This is a genomic window from Paraburkholderia hiiakae, from assembly GCF_904848665.1.
Lineage (GTDB): Bacteria > Pseudomonadota > Gammaproteobacteria > Burkholderiales > Burkholderiaceae > Paraburkholderia > Paraburkholderia hiiakae.
The window spans coordinates 148,125-161,488 of the sequence record NZ_CAJHCQ010000009.1 but is presented as its reverse complement, the minus strand read 5'-3'; the positions used below and the strand labels follow the sequence as shown (position 1 = coordinate 161,488).

The following is a 13,364-nucleotide window of genomic DNA, read 5'->3' as shown; positions in this document are numbered from 1 at the left end:
AACCTCCAGACTTCACACCACGAAGCGCGCCACCGTCGTATCGAGACCAAGCGCGCCGCCCTTGAGCGACGCCGCCGCGCGCGCGATCGTGTCGCACGCGCCCGCCGACTTCTCGGTTTCCTCGGCCACCTGCTGGATTGCCGCGCTCACCTCGCGCGCCGCAATGAGCTGCTCGTCCGCGCCACATGAGATTTCCGAAATGGCCTGCGTCGTGCGGCTCACGCCGGCCACGATCTTCTCGAACGCCTCGCCTGCCTGCTTCGAGATTTCGCTGCCCTGCGCAACGCGTTTCACCGACTCGTTGATGAGCTTCGAGATTTCCTTCGTCGCTTGCGAAGAGCGTTCCGCCAGCTTGCGCACTTCGTCGGCGACCACGGAGAAACCGAGGCCGTGCTCGCCCGCACGCGCCGCCTCGATCGCCGCGTTGAACGCGAGCAGATTGGTCTGGCTTGCGATCTCGCCAATGACTTTGATGATCTCGCCGATATCCTCCGACGAGCGGTTGATCAGCTCCATGGCCTCGATCGATCGCGTCACGGCCTTCGCGCCGCGCTCCGCTTCCTGTTGCGTGTCCTTGGCGAGCTGGTCCGCGCCGCGCGAGTTGTCGGCGATCGAGTTGATGGACGCCGTGAGTTCCTCGATCGACGCGTTCATTTCCTCGACCGTCGCACCGAGCAGTTGCGCGCCACTCGCCACGGTGTCCGCGCGCGCTGCAATGTCCTGCGATGAGTCCTTGAAGGTGCCCGCCGATTCGACCACCTTGCCGATCACGCTCGCGAGGTCGCTCATCATGCCCTTGATGCCGGCAGCCAGCCGGTCGATAGGGTCCTCGCCGTGCACCTCGACGTCGCCCGTCAGGTCGCCGGCGGCCGCGCGGCTCACCACGCCGAGCAGCTTCTCGACCTTGCGCTGATCGTCTTGCGCGCGGCGCTGCACGCTCTCTTCGAGTTCGACCTGGGCGGTCACGTCGTTGGCGAACTTGACGACCTTGTAGAGCCGGCCATTCACGTCGAAGATCGGGTTATAGGTCGCCTGGATCCACACCACGCGGCCGCCACGGGCGATGCGCTTGTAACGTCCCGCGTCGAACTCGCCGCGATTGAGCTTGGCCCAGAACTCGCGATAGTCGGGGCTGGCCGCGTACGCCTCCTCGCAGAACAAACGGTGGTGCTTGCCGAGAATTTCTTCGAGGCGATAGCCGAGTGTGTCGAGGAAGTTCTGGTTTGCGTGCAGCACGATGCCGCCCGTATCGAACTCGATCACGGCCTGTGCCTTGTCGATGGCGCGCAGGCGCCCTTCGTATTCAGCGTGCTGCTGCTTGGCGGCGGTGATATCGGTCGCGAACTTGATGACCTTGTAGGGCCGGCCGTTTTCGTCGATCACCGGGTTGTACGACGCGTTGATCCAGATCTCGCGGCCGCCGCGCCCCACGCGCCGGTATTCGCCGCGGTCGAACTCGCCACGGCCAAGCCGTTCCCAGAACTGGCGGTAAGCCTCGGTATGCACATAATCAGGATCACAGAACATCCGGTGATGTTTGCCGCGCACTTCTTCGAGCGTATAGCCGAGCGTCGCGAGGAAATTCTCGTTGGCGTGAAGAATGGTGCCTTGAAGGTCGAATTCGATGACTGCCTGAACACGATTTAGCGCCGCATTGACTGCGCTTAATTCGCGTAATTCGATCTGACGATCCGGTGTCGATTGTTCCATCATCCTGCCCTCGTATTGGTTTCGCTTTCGATGCAAATCGGATTGCGGCGTGCCGCCGTCAGGTTCGGGCGATTTCTCTCGGATTTTTTGTGGCGCTCGTGGCGCGTAGATGCTGCATCTCTTACCCGTGCATTAACGGCTCACTATTTGGTTAACTTGACCAGGGGTTTGCGCTAAGGCAAACGTTTTCGTTCGGGACTCCATTAGCCATTGCGTGATGTCTTTTCCCTTGAGACACGGGTATTTCAATCCGCATCTTCATTTAATGAAAAATTGGCAATTGAAATGCCATTTCATGCAATAAGTAGTGAAAACGTTTTAGGTCTTTCTTATTCAGTTATTTAGCAATAAAAAAGGCGCACTTTACAGTGCGCTTTCGTTTCTAACGTCGCCGCGTGCAACTAGCGATTCACATATGCCACATAGGGATGCCACATAGGGACCCGTTTTCGCGGTCTAGTGGCGCGGCCGCGCGTTGGATCGCTCGAAACGGACGATCCGCGAATACCTCGACGCGAAAGGCGGCCACGCGGGGAAATAGCTGTCGAGCAGCTTTTCGATTTGTTGAGGTCAGAGGGAGCCGTCCATGTGCGCAATGGGCGGAAGCGGCAAACGCATCGATATCCAATTGTTACAGCCGGGCGGCACACGCTCGCCCCCCACTACGCGCATTTGTGTGAAACATGGCCCGCGAAGCAAGCCGTTGCGCGCCGTTTGCGCTCCGGCCGGCCTTCGCGCCCCACAAACCCGGCACCGCCTGTAACAACTCGAAAAATCGGCGCAACTCGCGTAATTGCATTGATTCTGCCAATGTCATAGCGTTCGATAATTGGCTGGCGCGCGCCGTTGCCCCAGCCTGCCCGTTTCTGGAGATCGTGTGTGAGAAGGTCGAAATTGTTTCTCGGAGCCGCTGCGGCCGCGCTTATTGGCGTATGCGGCGTAGCACAGGCGGCGCACGTCGGCGTGTATGTCGGCGCTGGCGTGCCGTATTACTACCCGGTCGCGCCCGTACCGTACTACTACGGGCCGCCAGCCGTCATCGTCGCGCCGCCACCGACTCAGGCGCCCGACTACATCGAGCAGGGGCAGGCCGGCGCCCCCGCGATGGACCCGCAGCAGGGGCCCGTCAACGCCCCGCCCGGCGATGCAGGGGGCGACCAGCAGGCAAGCGCCGACACCTGGTATTACTGCGACGAGTCGAGAACCTACTATCCCTATGTAAAGCAATGCTCGTCGGGCTGGCGCGCGGTTCCCGCCCAGCCGGCGCCTTCGAATTGAACACCTTGACGATATCGAGCCGCAAATGAAATACACGTATCTCGCGCTACTCGCCACAGCGGGGCTGCTGAGCGCATGCGCCGTGACGCCCACGGGGCCGAGCGTGATGGCCCTGCCTGGCACGGGCAAAACCTTCGACCAGTTCCGCGTCGACGACGCGAATTGCCGCCAGTTCGCCTTCCAGCAGGTGGGCGGCGTCACCACGAACCAGGCGGCGACCGGCGCAGGCCTCGGCAGCGCCGTGGTGGGCACGGCGCTCGGCGCTGCCGCAGGCGCCGCGTTCGGCGGCGGCCAGGGCGCGGCCATCGGTGCGGGCGCGGGCCTGCTTGCGGGCAGTGCGGTCGGCATGGGCAACGCCCAGGGCTCCGCGTATGACGTGCAGCGCCGCTACGACTACGCTTATCTGCAATGCATGTACGCCACCGGCAACCGCATACCGGCGCCCGGCAACATGACGACATCGCAACCCCAGCAGTTCCAGGCGCCGCAGCAGCAATTCCAGACAGCGCCGCAACCGCACTATTTGCCGCCGCCCCCGCCGGGGTCGGCGCCTCCGCCGCCAAGCGGTTATTGAAGCGGATATCGTCCGCATAAAGAAGAACGCGAGGCCTGGCGCATGCGCCAGGCCCCGCGTTTTGCTTTGGATGCCGAATATTTTGCTTTGGATGCCGAATCGCCTGAATCAGTGCGCGTCGAGCTCGAGCGCCTTGCCGTTCCAGACCACACGGTGCATTTCACCCGATTGCGGGTCGATGAGCGTCATCTGCTGCGCGGCGTGCACGGGATCGGGTTTCGCATCGCCCTCCGTGCCAGACCTCGATTCGAGCAGCGGCTGCAACACGGGCGCAAGCGACTTCAGCAGTTGCACGGACAGCGCGCTCGTGAACGTGTAACGCGCCGCATACGGCTCATGCACCCATGCCGTGAGCGTGCCGTAGAAGCGGTTGCCGATCACGAACACGAAGGTCGCGCTGCGGTTCACCTTGCGCGATTCGATCAGCCGCGCGCCCGGCGCGTACACGTTGAAGCGCTGGTCGCCGGTGCCGGTCTTGCCGTAGACCGGCAGCGTCTTGCCGTCGGGGAGTGTCATGCCGTCGGCGAGGCGCTTGGCCGTGCCGCCCTCCACCACCGACGTCAGCAACTCGCGCACCACTTGCGAAATCTCAGGCGAAACCAGTGGCTGCGGCGGCGTGGACGCATGAACGAAGTGCGTCTCGTAGGGCGTGCCGCGCGCGAAGTCGAGCGACTCGAAGCTATGCGTCGGCAGCTTTTCTCCATTGCTCGATATGAGGCCGATGAGTTGCGCGAGCGCCGCGGGCCGGTCGCCCGACGCGCCGATCGCCGCGCCATACGAAGGCGTGATGCTGTCGAACGGATAACCGACCGCGCGCCAGGACTTGCCGATCGCTTCATACGCGCGCAGCTCGATCATGTGGCGAATGCGCCGGTTCTGGGTGGCGTGATATTTCGTCTTGAAGAGCCACGAGTAGGTATAGAGCCGCGTGTCGCGACTCGCCTGCTGAACCTGCGCGAGCGTCGCATCTGGGTGCGCGTGCAAGTAATTCAGCAACCACAGTTCGAGCGGATGAATGCCCGCAATATAGCCACGGTCGTTGAGGTTGAATTTGTCGATTGCGTACTTGTCGTAGTAGTGCGCGAGGTCTTCGTCGTCGAGCCACTGGAACTTCGTGTTCTTTAGTTGCGCGCGCATCTGTGCGTCGAACCACGGCAGTTGGCCATCGGGCTTCACGCTGCGCAGCACGGTCGCAATGCGCGCCGGACCTTTGCGCGTGTGCTGCAGCAAGATCGCCAGCGCTTCGTCGTTGCTCTTGCCCGCGTAGCGCGTGTAGAAGCGCTTCATGTAGACCTGGCTCTCACCATCGGCAAACTGCGTGAGAAAACGCGTGCGCACGGCCGGGTCATCGAGCCACTGCGCGGGCGGCCCCGAAGTCTGGATCATCTCGTAGTGAACGATGTCGCGCATGAGCCGCACGAACACCAGATTCACCGAATGCTGGAACGCGCGGTGCACCGTGAGAATTTGCGCATTGTCGCTCGACTCGAAATTGTTGAAGCTCTGCGCGCCGCCGCCGGTGTAGAACGTCTCGCCCGGGCTGGCCGAGTACTTGCGCTCCACGGCCGCCTCCAGCATGGAATGCAGCGAGCGGTCGGACGTCTTCGAAAGATAGTCGATCGCCCAGCGCGTGAGCGCGTCGCTCGGATCGACTTGCGGCAGCATCGCGCGCAACGACTTCGCGTCATCGTCCGCGTACCGCGCGTGCAGCGCGCTCACGATCTGCAGATACGTCACGAGCGTGCGTAGCTTCGCAGTCGAACCCAGATTCAGGCGCGCGCCCGAATTGATGTCGAACGGCTGGTTCACGCTGTCCGTTTGCACGCGCACGAGGTTCTCGCCGTTGCTGCGCTCGAACAGCGTGAAGCTATACGCGATCTTCGAAGGATCGTCGGAGGGGCGCAGCATCTCGAAGCCGACCAGACCCGCCTCGCGCGCGCCGTCCTTCGTCGCGGCATCGGCGAGGCGGTCGCCCACGGCCTGCTGCACGCTATCGACGAGCGTGGCCGTGGCGGTGAGATCGAGGCGGTCGAGGTCGTAAAGCGTCTTCAGTCCGAGCGCCTGCATGAGCTGGGTGCGCAGCGTCAGCACCGCCTTGCGCTCCACGAATGAAACCGGCGCGCGCTGGGACGGCTTCGAGCGGTCGAGCGTGAGTTGCGTGGCGAGCGCCGCGTCGCGCAACGCGGGCGTAATCACGCCGCCGGCGCCGAGCAGGCGGATGTAGCTATCGGTCAGTTTCGCGAGTGCGTCGTTGTTCTTTTGCAGGAAGTACGAAGGCGCGCGCTGGGCAATCAGCAGCGAGAGCACCTGGCGGAACGCCAGCGCCTGCGCGTCGAGCGTCTCGGGCGTAAGCGGCGCGCGCAGGATCCGGTTGACGTCGCGGAAGTCGCGACCATACCAGGCGGCAAGCCCGTCGCCGAGACCGTTGACTTCGCCCACACCCGCCTTGGCGGAGAGCGGCACCGAATTCAGGTAGTGCACGAGAATCTGCTGGCGCGCAGGCATGGTCTGCGGGCCGTCCAGGTAGGCGCGCAGCGAAGCGGACGCGATCTGGCGCAGCTTCTCCGGCGGCGTGGCGGTGCGCCCACCCGACGAGTGCCGGAACTTCTCGATCTGCGTGGCGAGCGTGCTGCCGCCCGGCGTTTGCTGATGCCGGTTCACGAGGCGCGCACCCTGGTCGACGAGCGCGCGGCTAAAGCGCCCCCAGTCGATGGCCGGGTTGCGGTTCGGCTGGTCCGGGGCCAGCAGGTATTTGTCTTCGATGAAAAGGAGCGAATCGCGCACCACGGGCGGCACGGCGTCGAAATTCTCGTAAGCGCGCTGCGGATAACGCGTATGGAAGAGCGTCGCACCCGACGCGTCGCGCAGCACAATCCCAGCCTGATCCTTTTCTTCGAAGGGCAGGAAAAGCCCCTCGTCGGCCACGGCGATCATGCGATCTGAATCGCGCGCCTGCGCCGCGATCGCGAAACCGCGTTCCGCAAGCCGGTTCTCGAAGATGGGCAATTGCGCATAACCGAGCCGCACGTCGTACGGGCCGTTCGTAGTGGGAAAACGGATGCTGTGGCTCGGTCCGTTCTCGACCGTAAAGCCTATGTCGCGCGTGAGTTCGGAGAGGTAGCGCGCCTGCAGGCGTGACGTATCGATTTCGATCTGTACGATGCGCGCGATGATGACGAGGGCGGCCAGAAACGCGACGACGAATCCCCACTTGACCCACCTGAACAGTGAGCCTGCGCCAGCGGCGCGAAAAGGAAAGCGTACCGATGGGCGGTTCATGCGTATTCTCCTGACGTCACGTCAGATTTCCAGACGGCACCCCTCAGATAGTCTATCTCTCTCCGCAAGTTCTTGCGTGCCGGTATGTAGGCCTCCGCACGCACGTCGCACTGTTGCAACACCTATGCCCGGCGCGTGACAGTTTTGCGGCATTTTGCGCCGTCCCCGTGGCACGGGAGATGCTCCCGATATAATGATTGGCTATTTCGTTGGATACCGAGATATATGAAAAAGCTTGCCGTGCCCCTTGCCCTTTCGCTCACGCTAGGCGCGTGCGCGTGGTTTCAGAGCAACCCGGACGCGGGTCAGCCGGTCATCGATTCCACAACCAACCGGTCGGTCCAGGACGTGATCTCGTGCCTGACCGTGGAAGCCCAGCGTCACGGCGCCAGCTTCACCACCTCGCCGCTGCCGCAAGGCCAGATGCTCGAGTTCGGCGACTCGAACGTCATCAAGGTTCGCACCGACAATGGCGCGACGACCTACCGCTATTACGCCGGCAAACGCCACGCCTCGAACCTGTGGATCGAGGGTGCGAGCAAAACCTGCGCACCTTGAACATTTGACGGGCGGCTTTCGTTGCCGCAGCCGCGATGTGTGCGTATTGAAAGCGTTTTCGTGCCTTTTCGTGCAGCTTCGCGCCCTTCTATTACAGCCTTTTACATTCATGGGCGCCGTGTAGCGCGATGACACATTTTCGCCAGGCGTTTTAAGAATCGCTTAAGTCTTCGTGCGCATCATCGCTTCACCCCGAAGAAACGAACGTAGAAACGAACCCAGCAGGAGGTTCCGTGAAACAGCAAGATCCGCAGATCCACGCGGCGAGTCAGATCAATAGCGAGTCAACGCCCGGCGCGAAGCCCGCTCGCCGCACCTTGTTGCGCCGGTTGCTGAGCCACCACGAGCTTGCGACCCTCCTGTTGCTGCTGCATGCGCCGATCGACGCGCATGCCAAACCGGAGATTCCCATGCTCAAGGAAGCCGGCCTCGTCGAGCAGGTGCAGGACGCCGCCGGTGACGCACGCATTCGCCTGACGACGGAAGGCAACGCGGTGCTGCAAGGACTCGGCCTCGCGCGCTGAGGTTACCGCGCGCAACAATCGAGGCAACGCATTCAAAAAAAGACGGCGGCACGCGATGCGTGCCGCCGTCTTTTTATCAACCACCTAATCCCCGCGCTTCGCCTCAAGCCGACTCGCACTCCGCGCCTTCGGTGGCGAGCGCCTCATTGTCGTCCTGCAAGCGCAGCAGCCGGTAACCGCTCTTGTACACCGGCTGGAGCCGAAAGCCGTTCGGCGTCTCGATCTCCAGCAACAGGCGCAGTCGCGACACGTGGCTGTCGATCGTGCGGGTCAACGTATGCAACTCGCGCCCCCACACCATCGCGTAAATGTGATCGCGCGAGAGCACGCGTCCGATGTTCGAAAAAAACAGCGCGGCGAGCCGGTATTGCGTAGTCGAGAGCAGCACGGGCTTGCCGTGCACGCTGACAGCCTGACACCGCATGTCGAAGTGATAGGGGCCAGCGTCGATCGTCATGTTCTCGTAACGGTCGGGAAACGCGCGGCGCAGAAGCGCGTTCACGCGCGCGCGCAGCACCGAGGGGCACACGGGCAGGCCCACATAGTCGTCCGCGCCGACCGAAAACGCGCGCACCACGCTCTCGTCGGACGCGTCCTCCGAGACGAACAGCACCGGAATCTGACTACCGTTCACCGCCCGCAACGTCCTCAGCAGCTCCGCGCCGGCGACCTGCGAGCCCTGCCAGTCGAGCACGAGCATGTCGACGGTCGATGCGGCCAGCGTCCTCGCAAGCGTCAGCGCGTCGCCGAACGGAACGCAGGCGTGACCGCACTGCGTCAGCACGCGCTCGAGTTGCTGGCGATGGTCAGCGTCGCGCTGAAAAATCGCGATGCGCATGTTGGGTCCTTAATGGATCGAATAGTGAAGCGGGCAATTTTGTGGATATGTGCAAAATCTGCCCATCGGACGAGTCTGAAATCCAATCTGCTTCTTCGTTTTCCCACAGCGACGCATGCGCGCTCTGCCGCACGCGCGCCAGGCCCGCATCTGGCGGCTTGCAAGGTTCCTGTAGAATTCGCGGCTGGCCTGAACTCGTCGGCACGTCCGCCCACCCGCGCGGACGCGCTGTTGCCGTGCCCCACCCTTGCGCCCGCTTATCCGACGACCGCCGCCCCCGCGCCACGCGCGCACCAGGCAAATTCGGCCATCATGGACGTCCACACGCGTTCTTCACGCGCTACATAAAACGTCGTACATAACAACACCCTGGTTTTTCGGAAATGCAAGCAACAGACATTGGCGTGCGCACGCCTGCCGCTGCGCGCGCGCTCACCCGCAGTGACTACAAGACGCTCGGGCTCGCCGCACTGGGTGGCGCCCTCGAGTTCTACGACTTCATCATCTTCGTTTTCTTCGCGCCGGCTATCGGCCAGTTGTTCTTCCCCGCAACGATTCCCGACTGGCTGCGCCAACTGCAGACTTTCGGCATCTTCGCGGCGGGCTACCTCGCGCGGCCGCTCGGCGGCATCGTCATGGCGCACTTCGGTGATCTGCTCGGCCGCAAGCGCATGTTCACGCTCTCCGTCCTGCTGATGGCGCTCCCCACGCTCGCCATGGGCTGCCTGCCCACCTTTGCTTCGATCGGCGTGCTCGCGCCCGTGCTGCTGCTCGCGCTGCGGGTGCTGCAAGGCGCAGCCGTGGGCGGCGAGGTGCCGGGCGCGTGGGTGTTCGTTTCCGAGCACGTGCCGCGCCGCCATATTGGCTATGCGTGCGGCACGCTCACGGCGGGTCTCACGTTCGGCATCCTGCTCGGCTCGTTGATCGCCGCGGCCGTCAATCATCACTACACGCCGAGCGACATCGCCGCGTATGCCTGGCGCATTCCGTTCCTGATTGGCGGGCTGTTCGGCATGTTCTCGGTGTATCTGCGCCAGTGGCTGCACGAAACGCCCGTGTTCGCGGAGATGAAGGCGCGCAAGTCGCTCGCCGACGAAATTCCGCTCAAGGCCGTGCTGCGCGACCACGGCCGCGCCGTGATCATCTCGATGCTGCTCACGTGGATGCTTTCGGCCGCCATCGTCGTCGTGATCCTCATGACGCCGCCGCTGCTGCAGAAGCAGTTCCATCTCGACGCCACCACGTCGCTGCTCGCGAACTGCCTGGCGACGCTCTTCCTGACGGTGGGCTGCGTGAGCGCGGGCGCGCTCGCGGACCGCTTCGGTGCGCGCCGCGTGCTGGCGATCGGCGGCATGGCGCTCGCGATCGCGTACTACGTGCTGTTCCGCCAGATCGCCGTGGACACTTCGATGCTCATGCCGCTCTATGCGCTCTGCGGGCTGCTGGTCGGCACGATCGGCGCGGTGCCGTATGTGATGGTGAACGCGTTCCCGCCCGTGGTGCGTTTCTCGGGCATCTCGTTCTCGTACAACGTGGCGTACGCCGTGTTCGGCGGCCTCACGCCGATCGTCGTCGCACTGCTGATGAAGTCCGCACCGCTCGCGCCCACCTACTATGTGGCCACGATTTGCGTGCTCGGCGCGATCACGACGCTGTTCTTCAAGGACACGCACCGGGAGCAGTAAGTGCGCCTCAATGCGTTCTGACTGCACACTGGACGCCCGCCTCTGGTCCGGCACCATTTTGCCGGCGGTTTCGACGATTCACCTCGCGCTGAAACGTCGAAGCCGGCGAGCGTCCTACCATGGGCGCATGAATACCTCACACCCCACCCCCCTCCATTTCACGCCCGCGCTCACGCGTATCGTCGCAACCGTGAGCATTGGGTTCGTCGTCACGCAGCTCGACGTCACCATCGTCAATATCGCGCTCGCGCGTGTCGCTTCCGATCTGCATGCGAACGTCGCGGGCCTGCAATGGATCGTCGACGCCTACACGCTCGCCTTCGCGGTACTGATGCTCTCGGGCGGCGTGCTCGGCGACCGCTACGGCGCGCGCCGCCTCTACGCGGCCGGTCTCGTCGTGTTCGCGTTCGCCTCGCTGGCCTGCGGGCTCGCGGCCAATCCGGTCATGCTGGTCGCCGCCCGCGCGGTGCAGGGTGCGGGCGCGGCGGCCATGCTGCCCAACTCGCTCGCGCTGCTCAATGAAGCGTGCCGCCACGACCGCGGGCTCAGGGCACGCGCCGTGGGCTTCTGGACCGCGGCGGGCGCCATCTCGATCGCCGCCGGCCCGGTGGCGGGCGGCCTGCTGATCGCGGCGTTCGGCTGGCGCAGCATTTTCCTCGTCAACTTGCCGCTGTGCGCAGCCGGCCTTTGGGCCACGCTCGCGTGGATTCCCAAGCCACGCCGCCATGCGCACGATTCCAAAGCTGCCGGCGCGCCCGCCAAGCGTAGCCTCGACGTGCGCGGCCAGTTACTCGCCATCGTGGCGCTCACGGCTTTTACAGGCGCCGTGATCGAATGGCGGCCGCTCGGCTTCGTGCACTGGGCGGTGGCGGGCGGCTTTGCGCTCGCGCTCGTGTCGGGATTTGCGTTCGTCTCGCTCGAAGCGCGCACACGCGACCCCATGGTGCCGCTCGCGATGCTGCGCAACCGCACGTTCAGCGCGGCGGTACTGTTCGGTATCTGCGTGAATCTCACGTACTACGGCACCGTGTTCGTGCTCGCGCTTTACCTCCAGCATGCGCGGGGCGAAACGCCGTTGCAGGCAGGCCTCGCGTTCATCCCGCTCACCGGCGGGTTCCTGCTCTCGAACATCGTGAGCGGCCATGTGGTGGCGCACTACGGCACGCGCCGGCCGATGATCGTCGGCGCGCTGATCGCGGGTGCGGGCTACGCGCTGCTGATCGGCGTGGACGCCTCGACGCCGCTCGCCTTCGTGCTGCTCGCCTTCCTGCTGATTCCCTCGGGCATGGGCCTCGCCGTGCCGGCGATGACGACGGCCGTGCTCTCCTCGGTCGAGCCGGCGCGCGCGGGCACGGCCTCGGCGCTGCTCAATACGGCGCGTCAGGCAGGCGGTGCGGTGGGAGTGGCGGCGTTCGGTGCGCTCGCAGGCGGCGCGGGCGCGGCGCAGGTGGTGGCCGGCTTGCGTGCGGAAACCGCGGTCTCGACGGCGCTCCTGCTCACGGCGGCCGGGCTCGCGTGGTTCGTGAAAACCGATCCGGCCCATGCGGGCGCGCGCCGAGCCGCGCCAGCGCGAATGAACGAATCGGAATCGCGCTGATGCAATGGCGAACGGTGGTGGCCAACTGCGGTGGCGATCTGCGGCGCCAAACTGCGGTGCCAAACTACAGCGACGCCTCCTGGATCGCGCCGGAGTCGATCGCGCGGGCGATCAAGCCATCGTTCTGCGCCTTGCGGATGGCGTGAGCAATCAGCTGGGCGGGCTCTTCGAGCTCTGCCTTGAGCACGCCGAGGAGCCCGGTGGCGTCGAGGATCACCAGCGTCTTCGCGGTATCCGCGTAGCTGATGAACACGCGCCGCGTGCCGTCTTCCGCAAGACTCGCGCAAAGCTGCTCGGTCTTGCCTGCCACGTTGAAGTCGAAGTTCTGTATCAAGGCCTGCTCCCTTTACACCCGGTTGCCCGGTGGTTGTGATTCGACACTCGCGCCTCGCCACGCGAAGGCGTCAGCCTCGCAGGCCGCCGCCGCGCGGCGCGCGCATACCATCAACGGAAGCACGTCCCGCGCCCGTCACGGTCAGCAGCAGGAAACCGCCCGCGATCGCCACGTTCTTCCAGAAGTGAATGACTGCGTCTTGCTGCGCCGCGGCCTGGGTCACGTTCCAGAAGTCATGGCCAAGTATCGCCGTGGCGATAGCGTACACGGCCAGCAGGAAGGCAACCGCACGTGTGCGCACGCCCAGCACGAGCGCAATGCCGCCGAGCAGTTCGACCGCGGTTGCCACGATCGCGCCATACGAGGCATACGGCACGCCCTTCGAGTGCAGGTAGCCGACGAACCCCGCGTATCCCAACAGCTTCATGGCACCGCCCCAGAGAAACAAAATGGCGAGCGCGATGCGCGCGATGAAGATGATGAAAGAATCGGCGGGACGGGTCATGGAGGGCTCCGGTATGCAATATCGGAATGACCGCGACGCGCACGGTCAGTTCCCTCGAATTGATGCGGGAATGGCAGACGAGGCGGTACGCGCAACCGCGCAGCATCAGCCGGAGCGAAACAAACTAATCCGGAATTGATTCGGAATGCTACAGAATTTACCTGACGGCTAATGCGGCGATCCGCTCGCGATGCAAACACTCAATCGCGCAAACCGCCGCGGCGCTGGCACGCTCAATGCTTGTGATGCATGCCGTGCGGCCGATGCGCGTCGAGCCAGCGCGTCAGGCGCGCCTCGAGCGCGCCTCTGCTGCGGCGCGACACGGCCCACATGGCCGCGCACACCAGTAGCATGACGCCTGGTCCGAGCAGATAAGCAGCAACGGTTTCCCTCATGGCTGTCTCCTCAACGCGACGCCACAGTACGTGAGATTTTTCATTCTAGGCGATAGCGCGGCACACGGTAAACGTCGTCCACGAATG

Annotated in this window: 12 protein-coding genes; 6 read left to right on the top strand and 6 right to left on the bottom strand. The window is 64.1% G+C overall.

Annotated features, from left to right (window positions below):
• Positions 1-12: 12 nt before the first annotated feature.
• Entirely contained in the window at positions 13-1,713 is a 1,701-nt protein-coding gene (locus JMY28_RS18825; RefSeq protein ID WP_236596923.1) for a methyl-accepting chemotaxis protein, read from the bottom strand.
• Between the two features lie 876 nt (positions 1,714-2,589).
• Between JMY28_RS18825 and JMY28_RS18820 the strand changes: the two genes are divergently transcribed.
• Positions 2,590-2,988: a hypothetical protein gene (locus tag JMY28_RS18820; protein ID WP_201697416.1), complete on the top strand. Its 399-nt coding sequence runs from the start codon at positions 2,590-2,592 to the stop codon at positions 2,986-2,988.
• A 25-nt stretch (positions 2,989-3,013) separates the two neighbouring features.
• Positions 3,014-3,562: a glycine zipper family protein gene (locus JMY28_RS18815; protein ID WP_201697415.1), complete on the top strand. Its 549-nt coding sequence runs from the start codon at positions 3,014-3,016 to the stop codon at positions 3,560-3,562.
• Between the two features lie 108 nt (positions 3,563-3,670).
• Here the strand turns inward: JMY28_RS18815 and JMY28_RS18810 are convergent, their stop codons facing one another.
• Entirely contained in the window at positions 3,671-6,841 is a 3,171-nt protein-coding gene (locus JMY28_RS18810) for a transglycosylase domain-containing protein (protein ID WP_201697414.1), read from the bottom strand.
• A gap of 225 nt (positions 6,842-7,066) precedes the next feature.
• Here JMY28_RS18810 and JMY28_RS18805 point away from each other — a divergent pair, with 225 nt between their 5' ends.
• Positions 7,067-7,399: a hypothetical protein gene (locus JMY28_RS18805; protein ID WP_201697413.1), complete on the top strand. Its 333-nt coding sequence runs from the start codon at positions 7,067-7,069 to the stop codon at positions 7,397-7,399.
• Positions 7,400-7,671: 272 nt separating this feature from the next.
• Complete coding sequence (locus JMY28_RS18800; RefSeq protein WP_201697540.1) at positions 7,672-7,923, top strand: hypothetical protein; 252 nt, start codon at positions 7,672-7,674, stop codon at positions 7,921-7,923.
• Between the two features lie 103 nt (positions 7,924-8,026).
• Here JMY28_RS18800 and JMY28_RS18795 read toward each other — a convergent pair whose 3' ends face one another.
• Positions 8,027-8,761 (bottom strand): response regulator transcription factor, encoded by a 735-nt coding sequence (locus JMY28_RS18795; RefSeq protein ID WP_201697412.1) that lies wholly within the window; start codon positions 8,759-8,761, stop codon positions 8,027-8,029.
• Positions 8,762-9,144: 383 nt separating this feature from the next.
• On the opposite strand from JMY28_RS18795, the gene JMY28_RS18790 reads away from it, so the two are divergent.
• Positions 9,145-10,446, top strand: coding sequence for an MFS transporter (locus tag JMY28_RS18790; protein ID WP_201697411.1), 1,302 nt, complete (start codon positions 9,145-9,147; stop codon positions 10,444-10,446).
• A 127-nt stretch (positions 10,447-10,573) separates the two neighbouring features.
• Positions 10,574-12,043 (top strand): MFS transporter, encoded by a 1,470-nt coding sequence (locus JMY28_RS18785; RefSeq protein ID WP_201697410.1) that lies wholly within the window; start codon positions 10,574-10,576, stop codon positions 12,041-12,043.
• Positions 12,044-12,107: 64 nt separating this feature from the next.
• On the opposite strand, the gene JMY28_RS18780 is transcribed toward JMY28_RS18785, so the two are convergent.
• The 3 genes from JMY28_RS18780 to JMY28_RS18770 all read right to left on the bottom strand — a co-directional run bounded on the left by JMY28_RS18780 (position 12,108) and on the right by JMY28_RS18770 (position 13,277).
• On the bottom strand, positions 12,108-12,377 hold the full coding sequence (locus JMY28_RS18780) for a hypothetical protein (RefSeq protein WP_201697409.1): 270 nt from the start codon (positions 12,375-12,377) through the stop codon (positions 12,108-12,110).
• 70 nt (positions 12,378-12,447) lie between these two features.
• On the bottom strand, positions 12,448-12,882 hold the full coding sequence (locus JMY28_RS18775; protein ID WP_201697408.1) for a DoxX family protein: 435 nt from the start codon (positions 12,880-12,882) through the stop codon (positions 12,448-12,450).
• A 233-nt stretch (positions 12,883-13,115) separates the two neighbouring features.
• Positions 13,116-13,277: a hypothetical protein gene (locus tag JMY28_RS18770; protein ID WP_169739094.1), complete on the bottom strand. Its 162-nt coding sequence runs from the start codon at positions 13,275-13,277 to the stop codon at positions 13,116-13,118.
• Between the last annotated feature and the right edge of the window lie 87 nt (positions 13,278-13,364).